Origin of the sequence: Hyalangium minutum, assembly GCF_000737315.1 — a bacterium.
Lineage (GTDB): Bacteria > Myxococcota > Myxococcia > Myxococcales > Myxococcaceae > Hyalangium > Hyalangium minutum.
Genome location: NZ_JMCB01000013.1, coordinates 370,808 through 397,331 on the forward strand (window position 1 = coordinate 370,808; position 26,524 = coordinate 397,331).

General features: G+C 67.4%; 20 protein-coding genes. 8 read left to right on the forward strand and 12 right to left on the reverse strand.

What is annotated here, in order from left to right; genetic code table 11:
* The first annotated feature begins 217 nt into the window (after nt 1-217).
* Complete coding sequence (locus tag DB31_RS30375) at nt 218-517, forward strand: cyclic-phosphate processing receiver domain-containing protein (protein ID WP_044194076.1); 300 nt, start codon at nt 218-220, stop codon at nt 515-517.
* Between the two features lie 25 nt (nt 518-542).
* On the opposite strand, the gene DB31_RS30380 is transcribed toward DB31_RS30375, so the two are convergent.
* The 4 genes from DB31_RS30380 to DB31_RS30395 form a co-directional block, all read right to left on the reverse strand.
* Nucleotides 543-1,088: a hypothetical protein gene (locus DB31_RS30380; RefSeq protein ID WP_044193836.1), complete on the reverse strand. Its 546-nt coding sequence runs from the start codon at nt 1,086-1,088 to the stop codon at nt 543-545.
* A gap of 8 nt (nt 1,089-1,096) precedes the next feature.
* The gene (gene comJ / locus DB31_RS30385) at nt 1,097-1,765 is read right to left on the reverse strand and encodes a competence protein ComJ (protein ID WP_044193838.1); all 669 of its coding nucleotides are present in this window, start codon (nt 1,763-1,765) and stop codon (nt 1,097-1,099) included.
* Nucleotides 1,766-2,032: 267 nt separating this feature from the next.
* Nucleotides 2,033-3,217: a zinc metalloprotease gene (locus DB31_RS45320; protein ID WP_157232244.1), complete on the reverse strand. Its 1,185-nt coding sequence runs from the start codon at nt 3,215-3,217 to the stop codon at nt 2,033-2,035.
* Nucleotides 3,218-3,655: 438 nt separating this feature from the next.
* The gene (locus tag DB31_RS30395; RefSeq protein WP_240486958.1) at nt 3,656-4,525 is read right to left on the reverse strand and encodes a hypothetical protein; all 870 of its coding nucleotides are present in this window, start codon (nt 4,523-4,525) and stop codon (nt 3,656-3,658) included.
* Between the two features lie 312 nt (nt 4,526-4,837).
* Here DB31_RS30395 and DB31_RS30400 point away from each other — a divergent pair, with 312 nt between their 5' ends.
* Both DB31_RS30400 and DB31_RS50790 read left to right on the forward strand, forming a co-directional pair.
* Nucleotides 4,838-5,851 (forward strand): metallophosphoesterase, encoded by a 1,014-nt coding sequence (locus tag DB31_RS30400; RefSeq protein WP_044193840.1) that lies wholly within the window; start codon nt 4,838-4,840, stop codon nt 5,849-5,851.
* On the forward strand, nt 5,848-6,525 hold the full coding sequence (locus DB31_RS50790) for a hypothetical protein (protein ID WP_240486959.1): 678 nt from the start codon (nt 5,848-5,850) through the stop codon (nt 6,523-6,525). The genes DB31_RS30400 and DB31_RS50790 overlap by 4 nt, the downstream gene beginning before the upstream one ends.
* A 4-nt stretch (nt 6,526-6,529) precedes the next feature.
* Here the strand turns inward: DB31_RS50790 and DB31_RS30410 are convergent, their stop codons facing one another.
* The gene (locus DB31_RS30410; protein WP_240486960.1) at nt 6,530-6,910 is read right to left on the reverse strand and encodes a hypothetical protein; all 381 of its coding nucleotides are present in this window, start codon (nt 6,908-6,910) and stop codon (nt 6,530-6,532) included.
* A gap of 97 nt (nt 6,911-7,007) precedes the next feature.
* A complete protein-coding gene (locus DB31_RS30415) occupies nt 7,008-8,447 on the reverse strand; it encodes a mechanosensitive ion channel family protein (RefSeq protein ID WP_240486961.1) in 1,440 nt (479 codons plus the stop codon).
* 127 nt (nt 8,448-8,574) lie between these two features.
* Between DB31_RS30415 and holB the strand changes: the two genes are divergently transcribed.
* A complete protein-coding gene (gene holB / locus DB31_RS30420) occupies nt 8,575-9,606 on the forward strand; it encodes a DNA polymerase III subunit delta' (RefSeq protein WP_044193842.1) in 1,032 nt (343 codons plus the stop codon).
* 8 nt (nt 9,607-9,614) lie between these two features.
* Complete coding sequence (gene holA / locus DB31_RS30425; protein WP_044194085.1) at nt 9,615-10,925, forward strand: DNA polymerase III subunit delta; 1,311 nt, start codon at nt 9,615-9,617, stop codon at nt 10,923-10,925.
* A 21-nt stretch (nt 10,926-10,946) separates the two neighbouring features.
* Here the strand turns inward: holA and DB31_RS30430 are convergent, their stop codons facing one another.
* The 3 genes from DB31_RS30430 to DB31_RS30440 all read right to left on the reverse strand — a co-directional run bounded on the left by DB31_RS30430 (nt 10,947) and on the right by DB31_RS30440 (nt 14,541).
* Nucleotides 10,947-13,067 carry a DUF4272 domain-containing protein gene (locus tag DB31_RS30430; RefSeq protein ID WP_044193843.1) on the reverse strand — a complete coding sequence of 707 codons (2,121 nt, stop codon included), beginning with the start codon at nt 13,065-13,067 and terminating at the stop codon, nt 10,947-10,949.
* A gap of 49 nt (nt 13,068-13,116) precedes the next feature.
* On the reverse strand, nt 13,117-13,506 hold the full coding sequence (locus DB31_RS30435; protein ID WP_044193846.1) for a response regulator: 390 nt from the start codon (nt 13,504-13,506) through the stop codon (nt 13,117-13,119).
* Between the two features lie 237 nt (nt 13,507-13,743).
* Nucleotides 13,744-14,541 carry an NRDE family protein gene (locus tag DB31_RS30440; protein WP_044193848.1) on the reverse strand — a complete coding sequence of 266 codons (798 nt, stop codon included), beginning with the start codon at nt 14,539-14,541 and terminating at the stop codon, nt 13,744-13,746.
* Between the two features lie 109 nt (nt 14,542-14,650).
* On the opposite strand from DB31_RS30440, the gene metG reads away from it, so the two are divergent.
* The 3 genes from metG to DB31_RS30455 are packed head-to-tail and all read left to right on the forward strand — an operon-like array spanning nt 14,651 to nt 18,527.
* On the forward strand, nt 14,651-16,777 hold the full coding sequence (metG, locus tag DB31_RS30445) for a methionine--tRNA ligase (RefSeq protein WP_044193849.1): 2,127 nt from the start codon (nt 14,651-14,653) through the stop codon (nt 16,775-16,777).
* A 5-nt stretch (nt 16,778-16,782) separates the two neighbouring features.
* Nucleotides 16,783-17,754, forward strand: a complete 972-nt coding sequence (locus tag DB31_RS30450) for a HEAT repeat domain-containing protein (RefSeq protein WP_044193851.1) — start codon at nt 16,783-16,785, stop codon at nt 17,752-17,754.
* Nucleotides 17,751-18,527, forward strand: a complete 777-nt coding sequence (locus DB31_RS30455; protein WP_044193852.1) for a TatD family hydrolase — start codon at nt 17,751-17,753, stop codon at nt 18,525-18,527. Before DB31_RS30450 ends, DB31_RS30455 begins: the two co-directional genes overlap by 4 nt.
* A gap of 69 nt (nt 18,528-18,596) precedes the next feature.
* On the opposite strand, the gene DB31_RS45325 is transcribed toward DB31_RS30455, so the two are convergent.
* From DB31_RS45325 to DB31_RS30470, 3 genes are all read right to left on the reverse strand, one after another.
* Nucleotides 18,597-22,556, reverse strand: a complete 3,960-nt coding sequence (locus DB31_RS45325; RefSeq protein ID WP_052420363.1) for an SBBP repeat-containing protein — start codon at nt 22,554-22,556, stop codon at nt 18,597-18,599.
* 366 nt (nt 22,557-22,922) lie between these two features.
* On the reverse strand, nt 22,923-24,890 hold the full coding sequence (locus DB31_RS30465; protein ID WP_044193855.1) for an HD domain-containing phosphohydrolase: 1,968 nt from the start codon (nt 24,888-24,890) through the stop codon (nt 22,923-22,925).
* Nucleotides 24,891-24,893: 3 nt separating this feature from the next.
* Complete coding sequence (locus DB31_RS30470) at nt 24,894-26,495, reverse strand: 3'-5' exoribonuclease YhaM family protein (RefSeq protein ID WP_044193858.1); 1,602 nt, start codon at nt 26,493-26,495, stop codon at nt 24,894-24,896.
* Nucleotides 26,496-26,524 lie beyond the last annotated feature (29 nt).

Genomic DNA, 26,524 nt, shown 5'->3' on the forward strand with positions numbered 1-26,524 from the left:
GGCTCGCGGGCCCATACACCACGAGCCACCAGGCACGCGAGCCGGCTCCGGAACAGGCCGAACCCACAGGCCCTCAATGGATGGAAAGCCGCCCTTCAGCGACTTATGGTGCGGCTCGATGGCTGCGCGGGCAAGGCGCCCCACCCGGAGAGTACGATGACCCTCACCCCGACTCATTTCGAGTGGAGGGGTGATGGTCGCTCCCACGGGAAATCCCTTGAAGGTCTACCTCGATGATGAACGGGCGACGCCCGTCGGCTGGGTGCCAGCACGCTGGCCAGAGGACACCATCGCTCTTCTGGAAACCGGCCAGGTGACGGACCTGAGCCTCGACCACGACTTGGGGGACGATCTCCATGGGACTGGATATGATGTCTTGTGTTGGATCGAAGAGGCTGTGGCGACACGCGGCTTTGTCCCACCGCGCATCTCCATTCATTCGGCCAACCCTTCGGCCAGGCACAAGATGCACCTCGCTGTCGAGCGGATTGGCCGATTTTGGCAACAACAAAAGTAGCTGTTCATGCGGCTGTTCTGCCTCATCACTGACCTCCTCCGCTCGCCCCACCGGGTTCGCCGCCGACGAGAGATGCCGCGTTGTCGACACCGAAGCGGTAGGGGTCCGCTTCGCCTTGGGCTCTTTCGAGGAAGGCAAGCGCCAGCGGCCGTGCTTCGGGCAGTGGCCGCTCGGCCATCCGGGCGCAGTCGGCAAGCTGTATGAGATAAGTTCCGGCGTCACGCGAGCTTGCCCCGGCGCGGAGGGCCGCCTCCCCACCCTCGATGAGAGCGCGGACGATCGCGGGCCCCGCAGTATCAAGCTCGTAGCGAAAGAGCTCTGTCAGCGCCTCGGTGAGCCCATATGTCCCGGGCCGTATGGGACGCGCCACAAGTCTTGCCGCAATCGGCGCAATGATCTCCGCTCCGCGGTGGGTCAACTCGTGGGTAATGTGAAGGAGCGCCCATTCGCCAAGTGGCTCGAGGTCAAGCGCGTCGAGGAGCTCGTCGAGCGACGCCCGCTCCACGTTCCTGCGAGCGGCAGCGCCCTGGTCATCGGCGCTGTGGCCCACCAGGAGTTCTGTCAGTCTCATGTCGGCTCTCAAGCGGGCTGGCCATCGAGGGTGAGGACCTTCGGCGGCTGAAGTTCGGCATCCTTCTTGTGAATGGCGGTACTCACGTTTTTGGAAGGGACGAAGGTCACCCGGCAACTCACGGGCTTGTCCTCCGAAGATTCGAGGTCGGGGGAGGGATTGCGATATTCCATCTCGAAGAGCAGCGCGTAGTGACCGGCCGGTAGATCGATCGGATGCACGCTCCCGTAATACATGTCGCAGATCTCGATGCCGCCCTTCGCCGCTTCGAACGGGACGACGATCGCGCGAAACGCCCGAGGCGAGACTCGCAGCGTGTCCGCCGTAGCCACCTCGAAAGGCACGTCCCCGGCGTCTTCGCTCACCCGGAACGACACGTTGCCGCGCCGCCAGGAGAAGCCTTGACGCATCGCCTGATTCGTCCAGCGGTTGTGCCCGGGCTCAGGCAGCCCGCGTGAGCTAACCGTCACGAGGCTCTGCACGACGCTCACAACGAACTCCGCGAGGATCACGCGCTTCGCCTTCAAACCACGCTTCGAGCGCTTCGCCGCGGAGGTCCTCCTCACTGCAGCATCCTTCTTCCTTGCGGTCTTCTTCGCTCCGAGCGCCTTTGTGTCCTTCCTCGTCCCGGCGTTCTTCCCCGGCCTTGTCGCGACCTTCTTCTTCCGGGTGGCCATGTGCTCCCCTCTCGTTCGCCAGCAACGTGGCGAGATTGTCCGCCACCGCCTCATACAGCACTGGCCCCTCCGGCTGCCTGCGCCGGTATTTCCACCCGTACCTCGCGCTCGCCAGAAGCTCCTAGCGGCGGGTTCGATTCCCGCCGCCTCCACGCCGTATCTCTCGGAGCGCCCCCCATTTTCCGGGAGACTGGGGAGCGCTGAGGCGACGGCTCGGCTGCTCCCGCTGGGCTGGGCCAAGCAGGCTGGCCCTGCTTCCTCGTCAGCTCAATAGCAGAGGTAGTTGTCGTTCCAGGCATCCGGATCCGAGGGCTCGTTCCACTGCACGCAAGTCTTCCCTTGCACGGGCCCTACAGCAGACCACTGGAAGTTGAGGTTGCTGGTGTTCGGGACGCAGACGTAATTGTCGTTCCAGGTGTGCGGATCCGAAGGCTCGTTGACGAGCGTGCACTTCATGTTGGCAATGGGTCCAGTGGAGCTGAAGCGGATCCCTTCATCCACCTGAGAGCACAGCCAGTTGTCGTTCCAGGAGTGTGGGTCGGAGGCCTCCTTGATCTGGTTGCAGAAGTAGCCAGCCACACGGCCCCAGGGAGAGAACACCAGCCGCTGGCTGAAGCACAGGTAGTTGTTGTCCCACGAATGCGGATCCGATGCCTCGAGCAGCTGCGTGCAGCGCTGGCCGGCGATGGGGCCCACGGAAGACCAGGTGAACTGGACTGGGCTCTCAGGCGGGACGCACAGGTAATTGTCGTCCCACGTATGGGGATCCGACGTCTCGAGCAGCTGCGTGCAGCGTTGGCCGGCGATGGGGCCCACGGCAGACCACCTCAGTCCCTGAGGGCTGGCGGAGCAGAGATAGTTGTCGTTCCAGGTGTAGGGGTCGGCGGACTCGGAGAGCTGGGTGCACGCCGACCAGGGACGGGTGCCCAAGGAGCTGAACTCGAAGGGAGGCACTCCGTACGCGATCCGCAGCCCCTCCAGGTCCAGCGCGCTCAGCGTCGGGCGGCCCCATTCGGCGCAGTAGTTCATGGTCGAGTAGGAGTCATACACGGTGATCATCGTCCCATTCTGATGAGTGACGGTATTGTCGCAGTAACCCGAAGTCCCTGGCTGATTGCCCGGCGAGTCCTGCTCGTGGAAGAACCCGAGTGCATGACCGAACTCGTGGAGGGCGACCCCCCGGATGCAGTACTCCCGGTCATCGCCCGGGAAGTTGTCCCACCAGTCGCTGCACGCCGTGCTCCAACTGTTGAAGTTGAAGTTGAGCCACATGCTCGGGTTGAGGTTGGTGCGGCCGACGTAGGCTCTGGGAGTGCTCTCGTCCACCTGGATGCGGATGGCGAAGGGGGGCGTGCTCGCATTGCACGGGCCCCAGCCGGTGAAGCGAACACTGCTCCACATATCCCACTGGGACTCCACGGTCTCCCGCACCCAGCCTTTCTCGGTGTCCATGCCTGCGGTGAGCCAGCATACGGGCACGTCGGTCAAGCCCTCCGGGCTCGTGAGCCAGTAGCTGGCGGGATTGCCATACAGACGCTGTTGCTGAGTGCCGACCGCCAGCAGCTCTCCGTCTGGTAATGCCTCGGGGGGAGCTTCGCAGGCGAAGAGGAGAACAGACAGGAGGGGAAGCTTCAGGAAGAGAGACGCACGGTAACCTTCAGGATGCATGGAATGACCTCTGCTCAGAACGAGGGGTGAGGCTGCTGCTCGTTCAGATGCGAGAGACATTCACACAGGCCGCGAGTGGGCACTGTGAGGCCAATGACACCCCGAAGGTGAAGCCGGTCACATCCAGCCGCTGACAGCAGCGGCGGCTCCCAGGTCAGGGTTGGGCCTGGCACCAGGTCCCTTGCCGGTTCACTCTACCGGCTCACGGCTGGCACTCGGCCATCAGTTCTCGTCTGTGCAGCGGCCGCAGTCGGCCTCGCAGCTGTCAGGGATGGAGCCTCGGCCACAGGACTCGGTGAACTGGCAGACGCCGTCACCGCACCGGTAGATGGCATGCTGGGAGATCCGGGTCGTCAGCGGCTTGTACGTCACCCCATTGTACGTGCACGACACATAGAGGCCTCCGAGGAGGAACGGCTCGCAGAGCTGATCACAGCGGCCCGCATCGACGATGGGCGGGCACGCGTTGCCTCCGCTGGAGAAGGCACAGGCCCGGGAGGAACTCTCGGTGCTCTGCAGCCGGGGCCCATCGGATCCGGCGAAGACCCCCTCACCGTTGAAGAGGTTGCCGAAGAAGCAGCCCTCCTGGCGGGTGTAGCGCAGCAGCTCGTCCAGCGTGACGGGGATGTACTGCCCCGTCGCCGTCTTGCCCAACACGGAGATGGGCACGGACATGCCGAACTTGTTCACGTGGGCGGCCAGGCAGGCCGAGACGAGTTGCTGCTCCGCGAGGTTCGCGGGCGCTCCGTGAGCCCAGCCCGGTGCCAGTCCCAGCCCGCCGCTCCAGGTGTAGACGAGCTGCGTCTGAGGATCCCGGTACTGGCGGAACTCGTTGTCGTGAACGGCGCAGCGCACGATGTACCGCATCACCATGTCGTTCTGGGCCGGGTTCTGCGTGAACCAGGAGGTGAAGCTGGGCATGGACAGGCCGTTGGCGGAGAGGCCGTTGGCGGACAAGCCATTGGCGGATAATCCATTGGCAGACAGGCCATTGGCGGACAGGCCATTGGGCGACATGCCGTTGTCGGCCTCCAGCGGCAGATACCGCGCAGCAAGCGGCGAAGGCGCTGGCGCTTCGTCGGTGGGTTCCACGGGCCCACAGGCCCATACGGGAGCCATGAGAATCAGGAGGGGAAGGGTCCCCAGAAGCGAGGAAGGGGAATGGGTGGCCTGCTGGCAGTGCAGGGACTCGTCAGGGTGCATGGATCTCATAGGGGGCGCCTTTCGCTCGAGTTCCAGGCCACATTGGGTTGAAACCGGTAATCCATGAAATACGCCCTAGGGGCATCCCTGAGTCATTTGATGGCTCGTGGATGAAAGGGGCGTGGACAACCCAACGGAGGAGCCCGTGGGTGTCCGCTGCTGGATGGGGCGGGAGAGCCCCGGACCCGGTATAGGGGAGGCATGAGATCCTCGTTCCTGCCTGCTACCGCCCGGCTTGCCGCTGGGGTGCTCCTGTTCGCGCCGCTGTGCTGGGCGGCCGCGGCCGAGGCTCCACCCCGGCTCGAGGACGCCGTGCCGGACAGCTTCGAAGGTGTGGAGCGCGTGGTCGCGGTGGGTGATGTGCACGGAGACGTGGAGGCGCTCACGGAGGTGCTGCGCCTGGCGGGCCTCATCGATGAGAAGGGGAAGTGGATCGGGGGCAAGGCGCACCTGGTGCAAACGGGGGACATCGTGGATCGGGCTCCGCGGACCCGGGACTGCTTCGAGCTGCTCATGCGGCTGGAGCAGGAGGCGCTCGCCGCGGGAGGACGTGTCCATGCGCTCCTGGGCAACCACGAGGTGATGAACATGCTCGGGGACATCCGGTACGTCGCGCCGGAGGAGCTGGCCTCGTATGCGGACCAGAGCCCGTCACCGGATGCTCCGGGAGCACCTCGGGGGCTCGCGGGTCACCGTGTGGCCTTTGGCCTCGAGGGCCGCTATGGCCGGTGGCTGCGGCGCCACCCCGCGGTGGTGCGCATCGATGGGACGCTGTTCATGCACGGAGGGCTCCAGCCGGAGGTGCCGGCGAAGACGCTCGCGGAGCTCAACCGCTGGGTGCGCCAAGATCTCTTCCCCGGCAATCCGCCGGGAGGCGGCACGGCCCAGGGCGGACCGCTCTGGTTCCGAGGCTACGCACTGGCCCCCGAGGCGCAGTGGGAGGCTCGCCTCACCGAGGCGCTGAGCCTCTTCGGTGCGAAGCGGATGGTGATGGGGCACACGACCATGAGAGACGGGCGCATCGGGGTGCGGTTCGGAGGCCGGACGCTGTTCATCGACACCGGTCTGAGCACGGGCTACGGACGGCACCTCGCGGCCCTGGAGATCCGGGGCGACCGGCTCACCGCGATCTACCCCGAGGGCCGGGTGGAGTTGCTGACTCCGGCCGTGAAGAGCGCCCCCGTGAAGGCGCCCGGGAAGAAGGTCGCGCGATGAGCTTCTACGACGAGCTGGTGCAGGCGCTGGAGAACGATCCCCCCGAGAGCGTTCAGGACGTGCTCCTCAACGCAGGCTTCCTCTTCGAGAAGGCCGTGCTCGTGGCCACCTCTCAGAATGCGGAGGACCTCGCGCGCTCGATGGGCTGGCCTCCCGAGGTGCTCGAACAGGAGGTCTCCGAGGCGGGAGCTCAGCAGCTCCGCGCGGCCCTGATCCGATTCAGCCAGCGATACAGAGGGCATCCCTCGGCGGAGCTGGCGGTCTGGGCTCTGAGCAAGTCGCCGGGCGGCGCTGGGGACAGCTCTCGCTCCAAGGCGCTGATGATCCTGGTGGCAGGCCCCTATCGCTCCGGGACGAATGATGACCCAGTGAAGATGGCGGCCAACGTCACCGCGATGACGGACGTCGCGCTCCGGCTGTACCGCGCCGGGCATCTGCCCGTGGTGGGGGAGTGGTTCGCACTGCCCCTCGTGGAAGCAGCGGGCTCTCGGAAGGTGGGCGATGCCCTCTTCAACGAGATCTTCCATCCCATCGCGCATCGGCTCCTGGAGCGCTGCGATGCCTGCTTGCGCATGGGCGGCGCGTCACAGGGAGCCGATGAGATGGTGCGAACCGCGCAGGGCCAGGGGAAGCCGGTGTTCTACCGGCTCGAAGACGTCCCGGGCTGCGCTTGAGGCCTTACGCCCGGCGGTAGCCGCCGTGCCGAGGGGCGGGCACCCACACCCACTGCTCCACCTTCTCGTAGTGCCCGGGCACCCAGCGGCGCTCGTAGTGGCCCGGCTCGCACTTCTTGATGTAGCGCCGCGACTGATCGCTGCAGCTCTGCGCCACCCACACCTGGTCGTAGCGGCCTTCCACCCACTTCTTCACCTCCCGGAGCTCGTAGCGGCCGTTCTGGTTGGCCGGGGGCGTGGGGGCCCGGCGGGAGTCGCGGCCGTTGTTGGAGTTCCAAGCCACGCTGGAGGCGTCGTGCTCGGCCTTGAGGTCAGCCGCCTGAGCCGTGGAACCGAGGAGCATCGCGCCAAGAGCCAGAGAGAAGAGTCCGAACTTGAGAGCCATGTGCAGTTCCTCCGTCGTGCATCGTTGTTGTCCCTTCTGACGGGGGACCTGCAGGGCCATTCATTAAGATATGTTTCCGAAGCCTGCCCACGCGCTTTCAGTCCTGCGCGGACAGCCCGAAGATCTGCCGCAGCCGTCCGAGGATGCGGCCTGCTTCGGGCGTCGTATCCGTTCCGGTGCCACCGGCCTCGGCCACCGCGCGCAGCTGGGTGCGCCGCTGGGCCAGCAAGGCCGAGAGCTGCCGCGCCAGGCCTGGATGCGACACGAACATCCGTGCGAACGCCGGCCGATCCAGCTCCAGCAGCACCGCGTCCTCCACCGCGACCACCGTGGCCGCGCGTGGCTCGCCGGTGAGCAGCGACATCTCGCCGAAGTAGCTGCCCCGCTTGAGCCGCGTCACCTCGTGGCCCTTTCCGGTGCGCACGGAGACCTCGCCCGAGGCCACCAGGTAGAAGGTGTGGCCCGCCTCGCCCTCCTCGATGACGCGCTCGCCCTTGCCGAAGCGGCGCGCCACCAGCTCGCGGCGCAGCTGATCCACCTCCGAAGGGCTGAGCACCGAGAACAGGTCCACCGCGCGCAGCAGCTCGCCCACCGTCTCCGAGGGGAACTCGGGCTTTACCGTCGGCTCGCTGCGCGTGTGCACCACCCGTTGGGGGAAGGGGATCTCGATGTTCTCGCGCCGCAGCCGGTACCACAGCCGCGTGTACAGCTCCTCCATGGTGCCATCGGCGTGGGCGAAGTCCGCCACCCAGTAGCGCAGTTGGTAGCGGACGGCCGAGTCCTCGAAGGCCCAGGTGCGGCACTGCGGCGGAGGCGACTGGAGGAGGGTGGGGACCTCCTTCATGACGTCCAGCACCGTCTCCTTCACCTGGTTGGGCGGGGTGTCGTGCGAGATCCGCAGGTAGATATCGATGGCGACAGGCTCGTAGGCGAAGGAGAAGTTCTGGACGACTTCCTTGGCCACCTTGCTGTTGGGCAGGGTGATGCTCTCGCGGCGCATGGTGATGATGCGCGTGGCTCTCCAGCCGATCTGCATCACCCGGCCCGTGTACTCCCCGATGCGGATGAAGTCCCCTACCTGGTACGGACGCTCCAACTGCAGCGACAGGCCCGCGAACAAGTTGCCCAGCGTCTCCTGGAGCGCCAGACCGATGACCACCGACAGCACCGCGGAGGTGGCCAGCAGGCCCCCGACATCCAGGCTGAGCTGCGACTGCAGAATGGGCAGCGCCGCCAGCCCGTACAGGACGAAGTCGATCACGTCCCGGAGGATCTTCGGCGTCGCCACCGTCGAGCGCAGGCGGATGACTTTGAGCGCCAGCGACACGCATGTGCGGATGACGCCGAAGGCGAACGTGAGCATCCAGCCCACGTTGACCAGCTTCTCTATCGAGGTGTGTGCCTCGTGAGGGAGGGCCCACGCCCCAATCCGGAGAACCAGGAACGCGAGCAGGAAGCGGATGGCCCCGCGCAGGTCTCGCCGGAAATCCTTGTCCCCGCTGGCGGCGTGGAGCCCGAACAGCAGGACCACCAGCACGGCTCCAGCGACCAAGGAGAGATTGCTTTGCAGGAAGGGAAGCAAGACGCGGAAACTCTGACCGAGCCGCTCCACGAGGGTCAAGCAGGCGGTTGACGCCCAGGTCGCGACCGGACATACACGCACCATGACGCTGGCCACCGTGGTCGGACAGCCCCGCGCGATTGATGCACTTCAGGCGGCCCTGCGCAGCGGCGCCGTCCATCACGCTTACTTGTTCGCCGGGCCAGAGGGCGTGGGCAAGGAGCTTGCCGCGGTAGGGCTCGCTCAAGCGCTCACCTGCCCGGAGCAGCCCGACGTGGGGTGTGGAACCTGTGCGAGCTGCCTGCGCATCGTCAAGGGCACGCACCCGGACGTGACGTGGGTGATGCCAGACGAGGAGCGGGTGTCGCGAGGGTTGGCGGGGCGCTCGGACTTCACCGGCACGCCCAGCCGCGACATTCGCGTGGAGCAGATCCGTGGGCTGCAGGAGCGGCTCGCCCTGCACGGCCTGGAGTCCCGGCGCAAGGTGGCCATCATCACCTCCGCGCACCGGATGAACGATCAGGCGCAGAATGCCTTCCTGAAGACGCTGGAGGAGCCGCCCTCGGACACCACGCTCATCCTCGTGGCGGCGTCGATGGATCGGCTGCTGCCCACCATCCGCAGCCGCTGCAGCAAGGTGCACTTCGGCCCCCTGCCGGTGGATCTCGTCGCCCAGCGTGTGCAGCAGGAGCGCAAGCTGGATCCGCAGACGGCGGCGCTCGCGGCTGTCATGGCCGGTGGGAGCCTGGGGCGCGCGCTGAGCCTGGACGTGGAGGGGCTCGCCCAGCGCAAGGAGATCCTCCAGCGCTTCGAGGCGCTGAAACCGGATGACGCGTTGCCCGCGCTGCGCTTCGCGGAGGAGTACGGCGGCTCGCGCGAGGATGCCGAGCAGGCATTGGCCATCTTGTCGCTCTGGACGCGGGATGTGGCGTTGGTGAAGGCGGGCGCCGAGGGACTGGCGAACCTGGATCTGAAAGAGCAGGCGCGAGCAGTGGCGGCCCGGATGTCCGAGACGGAGCTGCACCGGCGCACGTGGCTCATCGAGCGGGCCCTGGGGGCCATCGCGCGCAACGGGTCGCCCCGGCTGCAGCTGGAGCGGATGCTGCTGGAGCTGCTGATGCGGGAGGTCCGGTGAGCGAGGAGATGGACGACGTCCTGGCGGAGGTGAAGGCGGGGAAGGTGGCGCCGCTGTACCTGCTCTGGGGCGAGGAGTTCCTGGTGCGCAAGGGCGCGGACGAGCTGGTGAAGGCGCTCGTGCCGGACGCCTCCATGGGCCTGAACTACGCGGTGCTGGACGCGGGCTCTCCGCGCGAGGTGGCGCAGGAGCTGGCCACCCTGCCGTTGTTCCCAGGCCGCAAGGTGGTGTTGGTGCGAGACCCCGAGTTCCTCGCGCCAAAGAAGGGACGCGGGGACGCCCTGGGCAAGGCACGCGAGGCGTGGAAGGCGGGCAAGCGCAAGGAGGGCGCCCGCCGGCTGTTGGCGCTGGCGGCGCGGGCGGGGTGGGGCGTGGATCAGCTCGATCCCAGTGCGCCTGGGGCACCCTCGGTGGAGGAGTGGAAGTCCGAGCTGGACGTGGATCTGGCCGAGGTGGATCTGGCCTTCCTCAAGGAGGCTGCCGCGTTCTGCCGAGAGGAGCGCATCACCGCGCCCGAGGGCGATGCCTCGGCGCTGCTGGAGCTCTTCCAGAAGGGAGTGCCCAAGGGGCACGCGCTGGTGCTGGCCGCCACGGACGTGGATGCGAAGAGCCCGCTCCTTAAGCTCGCCAAGGACTCGGGCCACCTCATCGAGCGCAAGGTGGCCGCGCGCCACAAGGATCTGGATCTCTCGGAGATCGCCGTCGAGTTCCTCGCGCCCTTCAAGAAGAAGCTGGGCCGCGGGGCGCTGGAGCAGCTCAAGGAGCGCGTGGGTGGCAACATCCGCCTGCTGCAGTCGGAGCTGGAGAAGCTGGCCGTCTACGCGGGAGACAGCCCCTCCATCGAGGTCTCCGACGTGGCGCTGCTGGTGCACCACGCGCGCGAGGAGGAGTACTTCGAGCTGTCCGAGTCGCTCCAGAAGCGCGATCTGAAGGGCGCGCTGGGCTACGCCGAGGACGCGATGGGGCAGGGGACGCACGCGCTGCAGTTGCTCGGCGCGGTGGCCTCCATCGTTCGCGGGCTGCTGGAGAACCACGAGCGCATGAACCAGTACGCCAAAGGCTCGCCGCCGCGCTCGTTCGATGACTTCAAGTCGCGCATCTTCCCGAAGATCGAGCAGGAGGCGAAGGCCGGCAAGGGCCGGGCTCCGCACCCCTATGCCGCGTTCCTGAGCATGCAGGCCGCGGCGCGCTACGAGCGCCGGGAGCTGCTGCGCGGGCTGGTGGCCTGCGCGGAGGCGGATCTGGAGCTCAAGTCCTCGGCCAGCGGGAAGCTCGTCATCGAGCGCCTGCTCTGGACCCTCTGCGCCCGGCCCGCCTGAGCCTCTCTTCGAGCGCGGGCGTCAGCCCGCCTCGTCCTCACCCTCGGGGAGGATGACATCCCCCGCGGCGAGCCACTCCAGGGCCTGGAAGCGTCCATGGGCCAGCGCGAGCAGCGTGGCCAGTGCGTCATCGCTTAGCTCCTGCAGGCGCTTGCCTTGGAGGACGAGCCCCTCGCCGGGCTTGCCGGGCAGCAGCCCTTCTTCCTGGAGTTGGGTGACGAGGTGGCGCGACCAGTGGCGCAGGCCCTCCGCCGAGGCGCGCGCCTTCCCGTGCTTCGCCGCCGTGCCCCTGCGATCGAACCCCACCTCCTCAGCGGACTCGAGCAGCAGCTCCAGATCTGGATCGCCCTCGGCGATTGACGGATCGGCCGTGATGCCTCGCGCGAGAGACTCGTACCGGGCGCACTCCAGCAGCACCTCCCAGCGGTCGCGCTGCGCCTCGATCTCCTCGCCGAAGCGCAGCTCGGCGGACTCCAGGAAGGGCTGAGGATCCTTCAACAGCGGCAGACGCTCCAACAGCGGCGCTGCTTCCACCCGGGCGTCCAGGGGCGGCAGCTTCCCCTGCTTCAGGGCCCACAGGAGCAGGTGCAGCTCCTCGGCATTCCAGGAGATGGATTGCCGATCCTCCTCGGACCAGGTGCCGGGCTCGGACTCGAGCAGCTCCAGCCCCGTCACGCCCACGGTGGTGAAGAGCCCCTCTTCTTCCATCCACCGCTGGATCCGCAGGAGCTCCTCCCGGGCCGCCGCATCCTTGGCTCGCGCGAGCCGTTCCTCCAGTGCCAGACGGCGCAGCAGCCCTCCGATGACCAGGGCCCGTTGGGCCACAGCCGCGGGCTCCGGGGGCACCGTGGGGTCCCACTCCTCCTCGCCTTCCTCGCGGCTTCCCGCCAGGCCCACTGTTAGGAGTTCCAGCTCCTGGGTCGGGGTTCGGGTGAGCGGATCGACGGGGGGAATCTCCATCTCCCGCGTGACGGTGGCCGTCGTGATCGCGGGCATCTCCTCGATCGTCCTCACCGCCGAGGCATCGGCACGGGGGCGCTTCGCCTTGCGCGGCTGAGGCCTCGTGGGCAGCCCCTCGAAGTGATGGCGGTAGGGCGTGGCACGCAGCTTCTCGGTGAGCTCCACGAGCCGGGGATCCTCGCCCGCCGCTTCTGCCGCGGCCCGCGCCACGGCTTGCAAGGCCTCCTCGCGCTCGGCCCCCTTCATCTCGATCAAGGTGGAAGGAGCGGCCTGGGGAAAGAGCGGCGCGAGCACCGCGAAGATCGCGGCGCGCTCTTCGCGTTCCTGCGCGGACAGAAGTTGCGCCAGCTCGCGGCCCAGCTTCTCCGGGGGGCTTTGGGAGAGGAACTCGATGAGCTCCTCCGCCAGCTCCGGCACGAAGTGCTGATGTCGGCCCAGCAGCGTGAGCAGATCCGCCCGGAGCTCCTCATCCGTCTCGTCTCCTCCCAGCAGCGTGTCCAGGCCGGAGAGCTGGAGCGCCTTTCCGAGCATCTCCTGGAGCGTGACGCCCTGCTCGGTGGCTTCGAGCTCCTCCCGAGAGAGCTCGACGAGCAGCCGCAGCAGCTCGCGAGCGGCGCGGGGCTCGCGCATCAGCGGGGCCGAGAGCACCGCATCCACCCGGCCTTCGGGGGACGCCAGGGCTCCGCGCCACCGGGCAAATGCCTCGGCCTCTCCCAGGGTGTGCAGCATGGCGGCGGCCCAAGCGCGAGCGGGCTCGTTCTTCGCGCTGAGCAGGGGCTTCAGCAGGGCGCGCAGGGGAGGGGGGCCGGGCAGGGCGAAGAGCACCTCGGCCGCGTCGCGCCGGACGTCCAGCGAGGGAGCGCTCAGGTACTGGGGCAGCTTCTCGAGCGCTGCTTTCTCACCCAGCCGCGCCAGTCCGGCGGCCGCTTGGACGCGCACCTGCGGATTTGAATCCTTCTCCCACGCGCGGCGGAGGGCCTGCGCGTGCTCCGGCCGGCCGAGCTTCGCCAGCCCGTAGGCTCCCCACCGGCGGACGGAGGCCTCCTGATCCTCGAGCGCCCGGATGAGGAACGGCGCCGTCTGGGGATCCTCCAGCTCGGCGAGCTCCAGCGCGGACGTCTCCCGCTCGGAGGCGTCCTCGGACTCGAGTTGCTGGCCCAACTCGCGGATGGCTTCATTCATGGGCGCGGCAGTCTACCCGGGCCCCGGGCGGCCGCAGCCGGGTTCCTGCTCAGGGCGTGGAGGGCGAGGGCTCGTGCGAGCCTCCCAGCAACGTCCTGACCCGCGAGACGAGGTGATCATCGTCCCAGGGCTTGCTGATGAAGTGGGACACCGCCTGGGCGGAGGCCGTGGGAGAGCTGCTCCACAGGTCCGCATGGCCGGACAGCAGAATGCGCACGGCCCGGGGGGCCACCCGCAGCACCCGCTCCAGCAGCTCCGCGCCGTTCATCCCCTTCATCCGGAAATCCGAGATGACCAGATCCGGATCGAAGGTCACCAGCTTCTGGAGCGCCTCCTCCCCATTGAAGGCCACCTCTACGGCAAACCCCTCCCGACGGAACAGCCGCCGCAGCGCGCTGGCCACTTGGACTTCGTCGTCGACGATGAGGATCTTGGCCATGAAAGGACCCGGAGGGTGGCTAGCAAGCCGCGGGCCACCATGTCTCCCTGGGAAACCCCGCTAAAATCGCGGGTCATCTGTGACTCGTGAGTCTTATCTGCCTCCTGAGGGGTTGATCGGCATTTCCTGAGCAGTATTAACCGAATAGTTCCACTGAGAGACAATTTGGCCAGGTCATCTATGACCCAATCCCCTTGTGGGGAGGCGCCTTCCCCAAAGTGTGGGGGAGAGTCCCCCTCACCGTGGTGCAAGCAGGCTCCAAAAGTCCCGGAATGCCGCATGGCACGGCGGTGCCTCTGAGGCCAGCAAATGCTCCACACGGCCTGCGGAAAGCGCAAGGAGGGCCGAGGAGCGCGTTCCATAGACCGGCGTGTGGATGCACAGCGCCTGGAGCTGCCGGGCCCACTCGCGCGAGAAGGGGGCATCGGGCGGAAGCGGTGGGAGCTGGTCGTCCGGAGGTAGGTCGTGGTCGGAGAGCACCTCTTGAAGCCGAGGGGCCAGCTCGGGCCAGGGGCGCCGGGCGTGCTCGGCGGCGAGGATCCGGGCGCGAGCCACCTTGGGTATCTCTGGGGTGTTGAGCGCGTCGTTGGGGAGGACGTGGATGCCGTCCGGCACGTCCTGACGCTCCAGCCGCTCCGAGGCGGGCCGGGCATAGGCGATTCGGAGCTGGCGGGCGTCTCCATACAGGAGATTGAAGGGAAGGAAATCCGTTGGATCGAGCAAGTCGAGATATTTCTCGGCGGCCTCCACGGAGCCGGAACGGAGCGTCTGGAGCACCACCTCGCCCCGCGAGCGGGCGGCCACGCCCAGGTTCTGCGCGCCGCGCTGATTCGTCAGCCCTACGAAAAAGCCCGTGTCCGTCACGCCCATCCACGTTCCGCCCCGGACCTGGTCCAGGCCGGGGACGAAGATGCGCGGAGCGCCGGGCAGGAGCTGGGGGCCTGCGGTAGGTCGCTCGAAGAACTCATCCCGGTTGGCGGCGAGGATGAGGGGCAGCTCCGGGTGGACGTGGCGAAGAATCAGGATGGAGCACATCGTTTCGAGTCCATAACACCCGGGGGGATGGGCCTGCACGGCACCCTCATCAGCACCGATGACCCGGGGCAGTCGAGCGGCTACAGTCCGCCGCCCTTCAGGAGAGTTCATGGCGGAGAAGATCCTCGTCACCAGCGCGCTTCCGTATGCGAACGGCCCCATCCACATCGGCCACGCCGTCGAGTACATCCAGACCGACATCTACGTGCGCTTCCTGCGCTCCTGCGGCAAGGATGTCGTCTACTTCTGCGCGGACGACACGCACGGCACGCCCATCGAGCTGAGCGCGGCCAAGCAAGGGCTGAAGCCGGAGGAGTTCATCGCGGGCATCTACGCGCTGCACAAGCGGGACTTCGAGGAGCTGGGCGTGAGCGTGGACTGGTTCCACTCCACCAACTCCCCGGAGAACCGCTCCTACGCCGAGCTCATCTACGGGCGGCTCAAGGAGAAGGGGGACATCGAGAAGCGCGAGATCGAGCAGACCTTCTGCGAGAAGGACCAGCGCTTCCTGCCGGACCGCTTCATCCGGGGCACGTGCCCCAACTGCAAGGCGCCGGACCAGTACGGGGACGCGTGCGAGAAGTGCGGCAAGGCGTACAGCCCCACGGACCTGATCGAGCCCAAGTGCGCGCTGTGCCAGACGCCGCCGGTGCGGAAGCACTCGACGCACCTGTTCTTCAAGCTGTCGCGCCACGAGCACTTCCTGCAGGACCTGCTGCAGAAGCCCGGCTTCCTGCACTCGGGGCTGGCCACGCAACTGCAGGGCTTCTTCGAGAAGGGGCTGGCGGACTGGGACATCAGCCGCGATGGGCCGTACTTCGGCTTCGCCATCCCGGGTGAGACGGACAAGTACTTCTACGTGTGGCTGGACGCGCCCATCGGGTACATCGCCACCACGGAGAAGTGGGCGAAGGAGACGGGGAAGGCGAAGAGCGCGCTGGACTACTGGAGCGCTGAAAGCCCTTCTCGCATCATCCACTTCATCGGCAAGGACATCGTCTACTTCCACGCGCTGTTCTGGCCTGCGGTGCTGAAGGTGGCCGGGCTGCACGTGCCCAACGAGATCAGGGTCCACGGCCACTTGACGGTGAACGGGGAGAAGATGTCGAAGAGCCGCGGCACGCTGGTGGCCGTGCGCACGTACCTGGACAACCTGGATCCGAGCTACCTGCGCTTCTTCTATGCGGGGAACCTGGGGCCAGGGCCCGAGGACTTCGACCTGAACCTCAATGACTTCCGCCTGCGGGTGAATGGCGAGCTGGTCAACAACGTGGGCAACCTGGCCAACCGGGCGCTGACGATGCTGGCCGGGCCGCTGGAGAAGCGGCTCGCGCCGGGCAAGGAGGGCCCGGGCAAGGCGCTGGTGGAGGCCGCGCTGGCCCGCGTCCCCGAGGTGCGCGAGGCGTTCGAGAAGCTGGAGTATCGCAGCGCCATCAAGATCATCGTGGAGATCTCCCAGGCGGCGAACGGCTTCCTGCAGACGCAGGCGCCGTGGACCCAGATCAAGACGGATCCCGAGGCCGCGCGAGCGACGCTCTCGGACGCCGCGGACGTCGCGTACCTGCTGGGCGCGCTGCTGACGCCGGTCATCCCCAAGGTGACGGAGAAGCTCTTCGCGCAGCTGGGAGCTCCGCCGCTCACCTTCGCCGCGCTGGAGACGGCGCGCTACCCGCTGCTGGATCGGAGCCGCCCCATTGGGACGCCCGAGCCGCTGCTGCCTCGGCTGGAGGAGGTGAAGGTGAACGCCCTCATCCCGCCGTCGCCGGAGCAGGCGCCCGCGCAGGAGGCCCCGAAGAAGGGTGAGAAGAAGTCAGAGAAGAAGGGCGAGCAGAAGGCCGAGAAGAAGCTGGCCGAGGCGCCCGCCACGCAGGCCTCACCGGGAGCGGGAGCGGGTGCGGGCGGCGAGCCCGGGGAGATCGAGTACGACGACTTTGCGAAGGTGTCCCTCAAGGCGGGGAAGATCCTCGCCGCCGAGAAGGTGGCCGGGGCGGACAAGCTGCTGAAGCTCACGGTGGATCTGGGCGAGGCGGCGCCGCGCACCATCGTGTCGGGGATTGCGCTGGCGTACACGCCGGAGCAGGTGACGGGCCGGCGGGTGGTGGTGGTGACGAACCTGAAGCCCCGGAAGCTCAAGGGCATCGAGTCGAAGGGCATGCTCCTGACGGCCGAGACGGGTGAGAAGGGCCTGTCGCTGCTGGATCCAGGGGATGTGCCTCCCGGCTCCCTGGTGAAGTGAGCGCCATGGACTGGCGGGCCGAGCGCGATCGCGCGCTGCTGGTGTTGGAGCGCGAGCAGCGTCCTCAGGCCCGCGCCGAGGCCGCGGCGGTGCTCAGTAGCCTCGTCGAGGAGGACTTCTCGCGTGCGGCGGAGTTCTCCGCGGTGCTCACGCGGCTGCTCTCGGATGCGCACGGCGACGTGCGGCGTGCGGGCGTGCGGCTGGGAATGATGGTGCTGCCTCCCTCGGAGGTGGCCGGCATGCTCACCGCCCGGCTGTCGGATGCGGACGCGGGGGTTCGGCTGGAGGCCACGGGGCAGATCGCGGACCTCGCGCTTCCAGAACTGCGAGGCGCGCTGGCGCCCATGCTGGAGGACCCTTCACCCGAGGTCCGCTTTGAGGCGGCGCGGGGCATGGCGGCGCTGAAGCACAGCGCGGGGCTGGAGATCCTGGTGGCCGCGCTCGACGCAGACCTCCTGCGCTTCCGAGCGCTGGGGGCGTTGGCGGAGCTGGGAGATACACGCGCGCTGCCTGCGGTGAAGCGCCTCTTTGAAAAGTGGCTGCTGCCGCACTTCGAGCGCACCCAGGCTGCAGGAGTGCTGGCCAAGCTGGGGGATCCCGAGGGCGCAGCGCACCTGATGAAGCGGACGCAGAAGAAGTGGAGCCCGGATCGGCCGCTCGCGGTGGAGTTGTGCGGTGAGGTGAAGGCCCCGGGCGCGCTGGAGCGGCTGCGCGCGATCTTGGAGGACCCGAAGGACGTCTGCCGAGGGGCTGCGGCGCGGGGACTGGGGCTGCTGGGAGATCCGAAGGCGCTGCCGTGGCTGTTGGTGCTGCTGGAGGACACGAGCGCGCACGAGGATTTCCGGCTGGACGCGGCGGAGGGCATCTGGCGGCTGGGGCTGCCCGAGGGCCATGCGCGCGTACGTGCCGCCGTTCCCACGTTTACTTCCCCCGAGGCTCGTGAGGAGCTCGCCGAGCTGTTGCAGGAGAAGCCATGAGACTCATCGACGCACACTGTCACCTGGAGCGCGCGGACTATGAGGAGGTGCGGGCCGTGCTGGATCGGGCCCGGGCCGCGGGGGTGGTGCACGCGGTGGTGGTGGGGCAGTTTCAGGGGCCGGGAGATTGGGGCAACGCGGTGGAGCTGGCTGCGGCGCACTCGGACTTCCTGTCGCCCACGCTGGGCATCCATCCGCACGAGGCTGCCCGGGCGACCGAGGAGGACTTCGCCACGCTGGAGCGCACGTGCGCCCGGCCCGAGCTGCGCGCGGTGGGGGAGGCGGGGCTGGACTACTACTACGACCGCTCGCCTCGAGAAGTGCAGGCACAGGTGTTCCGGCGGCAGTGCGCGCTAGCGAAGACGTTGAACAAGCCCTTGGTGGTGCACGTGCGGGACGCCCACGAGGACTGCGAGGCGATCCTCCGCGAGGAGGGGATTCGCCGTGGAGTGATTCACTGCTTCACGGGCGACACCGACGCGGCACGGCGCTACCTGGACCTCGGGTTCCACATCTCTCTGTCGGGCGTGGTGACGTACAAGAAGACGGAGGCGCTGCAGGATGCGGTGCGCTTCACGCCGCTCGACCGCTTGATGGTGGAGACGGACAGCCCGTTCCTGGCGCCGGTGCCGCACCGCGGCCGCAAGAACGAGCCCGCGCACGTGGTGGAGACCGCGCGCAAGGTGGCGGAGCTGAAGGGCGTCACCCTGGAGGAGCTGGCGTCCATCACCACCGCCACAGCCTCCAGTTTGTTTGGCCTTCGGGTGGCCTGAGCGCTTGCCTCAGTCAGTGGGGCGTGACGTGCGGTCCACGCCCCACTGACAGCCGTGCTACGGCTGAGACTACGGAGAACAGCTCAGGTCCGCATGGACCGTCTGCGGGGACTCGCCGAGCGTGCAGTCCGTCGAGCCGTTGTTCATCGTGCACCCCCAGGTTCCCGCGAGCGCCTTCGAGACATCCCCCCAGTAGTAGCCGTCCGAGGGATCGTCATCGCGCAGCGTGGGGTGCTGCTCCAGGTGGAGGAACCGGTTGGAGAGCTGGTTCGTGCCCGTCGTGCAGACGTTCAGGGTCGTGTCGTTGGTGTACCGCCCCTGGACGTTGTTGGCCGCGCACAGCCCCGACGGTGGATCGCCGTTGGTCTCCTGGCATGAGGCGACTGCGCTCGGATTGGGGACCTGCGCATCCAGCAGGTTCGCGAAGGTGACGGACACCGAGGTGCTCTCGACATCCCTCGTGGTCGAGTCACTGACCTCTGCAATGTCCGTGAGCGAGCCCGTCATGCCATGCAACTGGACGAACCGTGTTCCCGTCTCGAGATCGGTGAACTTCTTGTGGAGCAGGTGGAGCGTGTTCTGCTCGTGGTGCGCCACATCCGACTCGCGATAGCCCTCGAGCGTGGAGCCTGTGCAGACCGACGTCTGGCCCGAGCAGGTCGAGTAGTCGGGATCCGAGCACCGGTGCTCCTTGTTGATGATCAGCGCCCGCGCGGCCAGCGAGCGGAAGAGCCGGGCTCCCTGGGCGCCGGTGTTGGTCTCGTACCCTTCATGCGGGACCTCCAGAATGATGTTCCGCTTGGCGTAGGGATTGATGAAGAAGTACGCCTGACCAAAGGAAGTCGTGTCATAGCCATAGACGAACCACCGCCCCGTGCCCTGGTCATAGAACCGCTGCACGGCGTAGCCCGCGGCGGTGGCCTTGTCCTTCACATCGCACCAGTCTCCCGTGCTCGGATTGGCGACCGTCTGGTTGATCGCCGTCAGCAGCGCGTCCACGAAGGCGTTGAAGTCCGTGGTTCGCCCGCTGCTCACCTTGCCGTAGCCACCGGCCTTGGGATGGGAGAGCCGCTGGACGAACGAGAGCAGATCATCCTCGGTCTTCGCCAGATACCGGAAGTTGCCCGAGTCCCAGTTCTCGTCCGCGACGTCCGTCGTCACGTACTTCGCCAGGAAGAGATCCTTTCCGCCCACGCTCGTCTTGCCCGGGAGCGCCCCGCGGGTGCCGCCAGCCACGTAGACCACTGACGTCCCGCTCGCGGCCGCGCCTCGGGCGACCTCGTCGTCCGTGGAGCCCAGGTGCTTGATCCACTCCCGAGTGCCGCTCGACGTATAGCGTGCCAGGTAGGTGTCATAGCCGCCGACGTACTCCCTGTAGAGAGGGCCGCGGTTCGTGCCGGTGATGTAGACATTGCCGCTCGAATCGCCCGCCACACCGTAGGCCCACTCGTCCGCGGCCGAGCCCAGCTGCCGGGACCAGGAGAGCGTGCCGGAGGTGGTCCACTTGGCCGCGAACGCGTCGACCCCTCCCTGGTGGGTAAAGGCGAGGCTGCCCTGCGTCGAGCCGCCCATGGCAATGCTGGAGCCCGCCATCGCGAGCGCCCACGCGATGTCATCCGCGGGGGTTCCCCACTGCTTGACCCAGGACAGGGTGCCGCTCGAGTCGTACTTCGCGAGGAAGACATCCTTGGCGCCGGCCGCGGTCTGGCCGCTGAACGTGCCACTCGTGAAGCCAGCCAGGTACACGTTTCCGCTCGAGTCCACGGTGGCCGCATAAGCGACGTCATCCGCGGCCGTCCCGAGCTGCCGGACCCAGAGCTGCGTGCCGGAGGCGTTGTACTTCGCCACGAACGCATCGCGCATGCCCGCGTTGGTCCCGGTGAGCGCTCCGTACGTGTAGCCCACGGCGAAGTAATTCGTCCCGTCGGAGGCAACGGCATACACGCCGTCCTCTTCGGCGGTCCCGATCATCTGGATCCACTGACGCGTTCCACTCGAGTCGTAGCGCGAGAGGAAGCCGTCATAGGTTCCACCGTAATAGGTCGAGTACAGCGCGTTGTCCGTCAGGCCGCCGATGGCTGGCGCCCCGGATGAGTCGACGGCGACGCCGTAGGCGTGCTCCTCGCCCGCGTTGCCGAGCTGCCGGCCCCAATCGCTCGTGCCCGTCGAGCTGTACTTCCGCAGGACGGCGTCCTTGCCTCCCTGATTGGTGAAATCCATGCTGCCCGTGCTGTACCCAGCCACGAAGACGTTGCCCGAGCCATCCACCGCGGTGGCGTAGCCGTACTCGTCCACGGTGGTCCCCACCTGCAGGAGCCAATCGGTGTCGTCGACCGGAGGATCCGTGGGGGGAGGGCCTTCGCCATTGCCAGGATCCTCCGCAGAGCACTTCTCGATCCCACCCTTGTCGGGAGCAGAGCCACACGCGGTCAGCCCGGTGCTGCTCAGGGCTGTGTCGATGGCAGGGGATCCGTCGCTGAGCCGGTAGTCATCTCCCGCCGCGTTCATGAACTTGGGATCGGCGATGGAGCTATTCGTCTCGAAGGTGCCTCCCTCGTTGCAGGAGGAGGCCCGCCAGTTGGTGAGTCCCGTGACGATGGAGTCGTTGCAACTGAAGTGGTTCTGCGAGCCGTCTGTGTGGAAGAAGAGGTTGTAGTCGAGCTCCACACCGCTCATGTAGGCGCTCTCCAGGTGCACCCACTCCGCGTTCGCCTTCGAGGTGAGGACGATGTTGTTCCAGAAGTCGACGTCGCTCGTGGTCTTCCCGGAATTCCAATGAGTGGTCTTCAGGGCGCCGACGTCGGTGGCGAACGTGTTGTTATAGATATCCATGCCGCCGGTGTTGCCCATTCCCAGGACATTGACGCTGATGCCGTAGCCATTGGAGGTGTCGGCATCACAGCCATTGGCGCCCTTGTAGATGTCCCGGAAGACATTGCGGCGGATGAGGATGTTGCCCACCGTCTCGGTGGTCCAGTTCTCATTGCCAATGGAAATGCCCTCGCAGGCATCCGAGATCTCGGAGTCCTCGAGGAGCAGCTTCTGGGCCTGGATGTGGAAGACCATGACGCTGCCTCCCGAACTGTTGCCCGTGGAGGAGGGCACTGCGTGGTACGTGTGGTACTTCTCCCGGCGCATCGTGATCTGTGCACAGTCTTTGATGTCGATGGCGTTCTCGGTGTAGCCGAGGTTATCAGGCGACGTGTACATCTCGTTGCCCTCGAAGGTGATGTCCACGGGGCTGGAGCCCGGGGTGTAGCCCTGCGCGGGTCCGGAGCACTGGCTCCCATCTCCGCTCACGTCGTGGACTTTGTTCTCCTTCACCAGGATGCGCGCCGCGTTGGAGACGATGTCGATGCCATGCCCGTCTTGCCGGGTCCGGCACGTTCCCACTCCCGAGAAGTCACGGGAGCACACCTCACCGTCGTCGCAACTGGCGTTCGTGGTGCAGCTCGCGGAGCCGCTTCCCGAAGCCTCCCACACGTCACGAATCTCATTCTTGTAGAGATAGATGTCTTGGCCGTCGACCAGCACCGCGTCGCGTCCCTGGTCGCGCACGAGGTTGTTCCGGAAGGTGAGGTGATTGCTGCTCAGCTTGACGGCGTTCTGGAAGCGCCCTTTGCCGTCGAACTCGAGCCCGTCGAAGATCCAATAAGGCCGGGTCGCCCTGATGATGGGGTCTATCGAGCCATCGGAGTTAGGCGGCTTGCCGACGAGGACCGGGCGCGCCTCACCGGGAGCATTCCGGAGGGTGATGGGCTCGTCGGCATCGCCATCATCGTAGGCTGAGGAGTTGAGGTTCAGATACACGTCGGGGTAGGTGCCCGCATGAACGTACAGCGTCTGGCCTTTCGTGAGCTGCTGGGCAGCGTATTCAATGGTCTTCCATGGACTTCCGAGGGAGCCGTCGCCGCTGGTGTTGCTTCCGGTCGTCGCGACATGCTTCACCTTGTCGCTGGGAGCCGTGTACGAGGCATATGCGTTTGCTGACGCGATCTGCGCGGCCGTCCGTGTGTCTCCGGCCGTCACGGATACGTCCACCGCGCCAAGCGCGAGGGTGCCGGTTCCGAGAAGGAGCAGGACCGCGGCCCTTCGAAGTCCCACTGCGAGGGGTTGGGGTGTGTGTGCCTGGGATGGGGCGAGCCACTTCAATGTGAGAACCTCCGTCGAGCGCCGCGGGAGAGGGCTGGCGGCATGCGGAGATCAGCCACAGGCCTTGGCCGACGAGCAGGACAAACCTCGGGCCGACGCTGATAGCTTTCACGCTTCAACAGCAGCGCCCCAGGTCGGTTCAGAAACGCACGCTCAATGTGTTGTCTGGGCGCCGTACTGAAGGGCACTGCACTGGTGGTTCTAGGACAGCCAGTATGGCCTTACATCCAAGGCCATACCTCACTACGCGCTGGCCACCTTGCGCGTGGTGAGCTCCTTGGTCACCAGCGCCAGGTCCTTATCCAGGTGAGGCATCTCCAGCAGGAGGGCGTCCGGATCGAACTGGAAGTCGGCCTGCTTGAGCTTGAGCAGGGCCTGCATGGCCGCCTCGCCGGACTGGCCGGCATAGGACGCGTACACCACCTTGCCGTGCTCCAGGTGCAGGTATCCCTCGAGCGAGTGGTGCCGCAGGTGCAGCCGGCCCGACTTCTTCCCCGCCGCCAAGGTCTTCAGCAGCTCCAACTGGGGCAGCTCGTCGTAGCTGCCGTGCACCACGCGCGCGGGCCCGTTGTGCAGGATGCGGTCGTCATAGAGCTCCTTGACCCGCTTGGCCGCCGCTTCCGTGTCCGAGGAAGACTCCACCGCCGAGGCCCCCACCATCAACATCCGGTCCCGGGCCGACGCGTCCGGCTCCCCGAGCACCAGAATGGGCAGGCCACCGCACTCCGGGATGCCCCGGGCGCCCTGCAGCACCGCCATCACGTCCGCGATGCCGAAGCGCAGGCTCACCACCAGCACGTCGCACTCGCGCTGCACCAGCGCGTCCAGGGCTCCCTCCAGCGTCGAGAACGCATGCACCACCAGCCCCATCCGGAGCACCGACTCCAGCATGTCCGTGCGCATCGCCTCGTCCGACTCGGCGATCAGCACCTGACGCCCGTCCTGGACGATGCGGTGGCGCAGCAGCTCGCCGCTCTGTACCTGCCCGACGATGTCCGCCACCACCGGATCGTAGAGCACCCCCGCGTTCTTCTGGAGGTGGTCCAGCGCCTGCGCCTTGGGGAACAGCTTGCCGTGCCCGTTGGCCGGGTTCTTCGTCAGATCGAGGAAGCTGTCCACCGCCGCCAGGATCCGCGCGCCCAGCGCGATCTCCTCGCCCTTGGTGCCCAGCGGCACTCCCGTGCCGTCATAGGCTTCGTAGAGCTGCGAGAGGATGGTGTTCACCGCCGCCGGCAGGTGCGCGGGCTCGAACAGCTTCACCGGCGTTCGTGCCAGGCGCTTGGCCTCCGTCTTCCAGTCGTCGTTCGCGGCGTTGCTGGCCAGCGTGTGGTGGCGCTCGGAGGACTTGCCCAGGTCGTGCAGGTATGCGGCGATGGCCAGCGAGGCCAGCTCCCGAGGCGCCAGGCCCATGCGCTTCCCGACGATCGTCGCCTGCCGAGCCAGCTGCGCCGAGTGCCCCCGGTGGTGCTGCCGCTCCTGCTCCAGCAGCCCCACGAGGATCGTCAGCGTCTCGATGTAGTCGCTCTCGGACACCGCCGCCCGCGAGGCGCCCATCACCTCGCGCATCTGCGTGTTCAGCCGCAGTGACTGCGTGCCTGGAGCCCTCGTCCGCAGGCTGGAATCCGTGTCCATGCGGAGCTGGAGGTTCGGCACATTCCGCGGCCCGGTGCCGGTGGCGTCGTACGCGTTGGCCATCGTGGCCGCGTCCGTTCGGGCGATCTGCGGGTGGTTGTTGCCCGACTCCAGCGCCGAGAACGCCGTGGGATCGCCGTAGTAGTGCTTCTTGATGGCCGCCGCGATGGCGCTGCGCAGGCCCACGTAGGCGTAGACCTCGGACACGCCCGTCACCAGGGCGATCTCGTCCAGCAACGCCTTGTTCTGGGGCTCGGCCGCGACGACGGACAGCAGCTTGCGCTCGGGATCGTACGCCAGCGGCAGCACCGTCTGGGCCTCGGCCAGACGCACCGGGAGCTTGTCCATCACTTCCGGGGGCAGCTTCGCCTTGGCCAGCTTCTCCGCCGAGACGAAGCGGGTGTTGAACTCGGCGGCCAGAAAGCGCAGCAGCGCGGCTTCCTGGAGCAGGCCCAGCTCCACCAGACAGTCTCCCAGCTTGTAGCCGGTGAGCCGCTGGTGCTCCAGGGCCTTCTCCACGGACTCGGCCGTCACGAGGCCGGCCTCGATCAGGCGTTCTCCGAGCCGACGCTTCGACATGACTCAGCCTTCCGTGTTGCCTTCACCCTCGGGCTTCGAGGGCGCGTCGCTCTTGGGGGACTCCGAGTTGGGGACCAGTGAGGTGAGTGCGCTGAAGGGCTTGAAGGTCAGCTCCGAGGGCAAGGTGCTCGGGTCCCGAGGCGGACGCGCCGGGCGCTCCTCGCGGGGCGGACGCTCCTCCCGAGGCGGGCGGTCCTCCCGAGGCGGGCGGTCCTCCCGAGGCGGACGGCCCTCGCGCGGCGGACGGTCCTCGCGGGGAGGACGCTCGCGCTTCGGCCGATCCTCCCGAGGCGGACGCTCCTTGCGAGGGGCGGCCGGGGGCGCGCCCTCGGTGGTGGCGCCAGCGGCCTGCTCACCTTGGGGTGCGCCACCCTTCTCCTTGTTCTTGCGGCGCTCTTCGCGCGACTTGCGGCGCGTCTCCACGGGGGACTTGCCCCGGGCGGTGGGCGCGGCGCCCTTCCAGAGCTGGCGATCGTAGAGCTTGAGGTTCTCCGTCCAGCGATCGTTCGGATCGCGCGCCATGGCCTCCAGCCACGAGGCGATCCGCGAGTCGAGCGCGTCCAGCGAGTGGACGATGAGCGCCTCGAGGGTCATGGGCAGCTTGGGCGAGCCGTGCTCCAGCCTTCCGTGGTGCGCGAGCACCAGGTGGGTGAGGTGGTGCTCGAGCGCCGGCGGGAAGCCCGGGATGGCCAGGGTCTTCTCGCGGATCTTTTGCGCGGTCATCACCAGGTGGCCGACGAGCTTGCCCTCGTCGGTGTAATCGAACCCCTTCTCCGGGGAGATCTCCGCCACCTTCATCACGTCATGGAGCAGGGCGCCCGCCAGCAGCAGGTCCCGATCCGCCATGGGGTAGTGGTCCGCCACCCGCAGCGTCAGCCGCAGCACCGACAGCAGGTGCTCGGCCAGCCCGCCCCTGTAGGCGTGGTGGATGCCCTTGGCTGCGGGAGCGATGGGCAGGCCCGCGGCGATCTGCGGGTCGTCGAGGAACGCCAGCAGGAGCTGCTTCACGTGAGGGTCGCTCACGCGCTCGGCGATGATCTCGCGGATGAGACCGGCGGCCCGGGCTCCCGCGCCATCGTCCCGGCCGGAGCGCGGCGCCGGCTCCTCGCGCTTCTCGGAGGCCTGCGGAGGCTTGTCCTGGCCGCCCTTGTCCTGGGCCTTCTCCGGAGCTTCCTCCGGGCCCTTGTCTTGGGCTTTCTCGGCGGGGGCCTCCTCGGCGGGAGGGGCGGGGGGCGGCTCGTACTCCTGGAGGTCCAGAGGGCCGGGATCCAGGCGATCGAGGCTCTCGACTACGACCTGCAGCTTGCCGTGGAAGTTGATCACGTGGCCCTGGACCAGGACGTGGTCGCCCGCGTTGAAGGTGGGGTCCAGGGCGTCCACCTTGTCGAAGATGCGGGCATCCACCTCGCCGCTCTTGTCAGCGAGCGAGAGCGCCAGGAACACCTTGCCACTGCGGGCCGTCACCTTGTTCTTCTGGGTAACGCGGAAGACGGTGTTGACGCGGTCCTTCTCCCGCAAGTCCTTTGCGTAGACCTTGCGAACGGTCTCGACGGAGCCACCCTCGGTGGCGGGCGCTGGGGTCTCAGCCGGGTTGTCAGTCGTCATCGTGAGCCGACACTAACACCCCGGAGCGC

Excerpts from the sequence above, each read along its gene's own strand:
- DB31_RS30455 (WP_044193852.1), top strand. The coding sequence starts at position 17,751 with ATGAGACTCATCGACGCACACTGTCACCTGGAGCGCGCGGACTATGAG.
- DB31_RS30400 (WP_044193840.1), top strand. The coding sequence starts at position 4,838 with ATGAGATCCTCGTTCCTGCCTGCTACCGCCCGGCTTGCCGCTGGGGTG.
- metG (WP_044193849.1), top strand. The coding sequence starts at position 14,651 with ATGGCGGAGAAGATCCTCGTCACCAGCGCGCTTCCGTATGCGAACGGC.
- DB31_RS30410 (WP_240486960.1), bottom strand. The coding sequence starts at position 6,910 with ATGGCTCTCAAGTTCGGACTCTTCTCTCTGGCTCTTGGCGCGATGCTC.
- holA (WP_044194085.1), top strand. The coding sequence starts at position 9,615 with ATGGACGACGTCCTGGCGGAGGTGAAGGCGGGGAAGGTGGCGCCGCTG.
- DB31_RS45320 (WP_157232244.1), bottom strand. The coding sequence starts at position 3,217 with ATGGACACCGAGAAAGGCTGGGTGCGGGAGACCGTGGAGTCCCAGTGG.
- DB31_RS30380 (WP_044193836.1), bottom strand. The coding sequence starts at position 1,088 with ATGAGACTGACAGAACTCCTGGTGGGCCACAGCGCCGATGACCAGGGC.
- DB31_RS30435 (WP_044193846.1), bottom strand. The coding sequence starts at position 13,506 with ATGGCCAAGATCCTCATCGTCGACGACGAAGTCCAAGTGGCCAGCGCG.
- DB31_RS30465 (WP_044193855.1), bottom strand. The coding sequence starts at position 24,890 with ATGTCGAAGCGTCGGCTCGGAGAACGCCTGATCGAGGCCGGCCTCGTG.
- DB31_RS30470 (WP_044193858.1), bottom strand. The coding sequence starts at position 26,495 with ATGACGACTGACAACCCGGCTGAGACCCCAGCGCCCGCCACCGAGGGT.
- comJ (WP_044193838.1), bottom strand. The coding sequence starts at position 1,765 with ATGGCCACCCGGAAGAAGAAGGTCGCGACAAGGCCGGGGAAGAACGCC.
- DB31_RS30430 (WP_044193843.1), bottom strand. The coding sequence starts at position 13,067 with ATGAATGAAGCCATCCGCGAGTTGGGCCAGCAACTCGAGTCCGAGGAC.
- holB (WP_044193842.1), top strand. The coding sequence starts at position 8,575 with ATGACGCTGGCCACCGTGGTCGGACAGCCCCGCGCGATTGATGCACTT.
- DB31_RS30440 (WP_044193848.1), bottom strand. The coding sequence starts at position 14,541 with ATGTGCTCCATCCTGATTCTTCGCCACGTCCACCCGGAGCTGCCCCTC.
- DB31_RS50790 (WP_240486959.1), top strand. The coding sequence starts at position 5,848 with ATGAGCTTCTACGACGAGCTGGTGCAGGCGCTGGAGAACGATCCCCCC.
- DB31_RS30450 (WP_044193851.1), top strand. The coding sequence starts at position 16,783 with ATGGACTGGCGGGCCGAGCGCGATCGCGCGCTGCTGGTGTTGGAGCGC.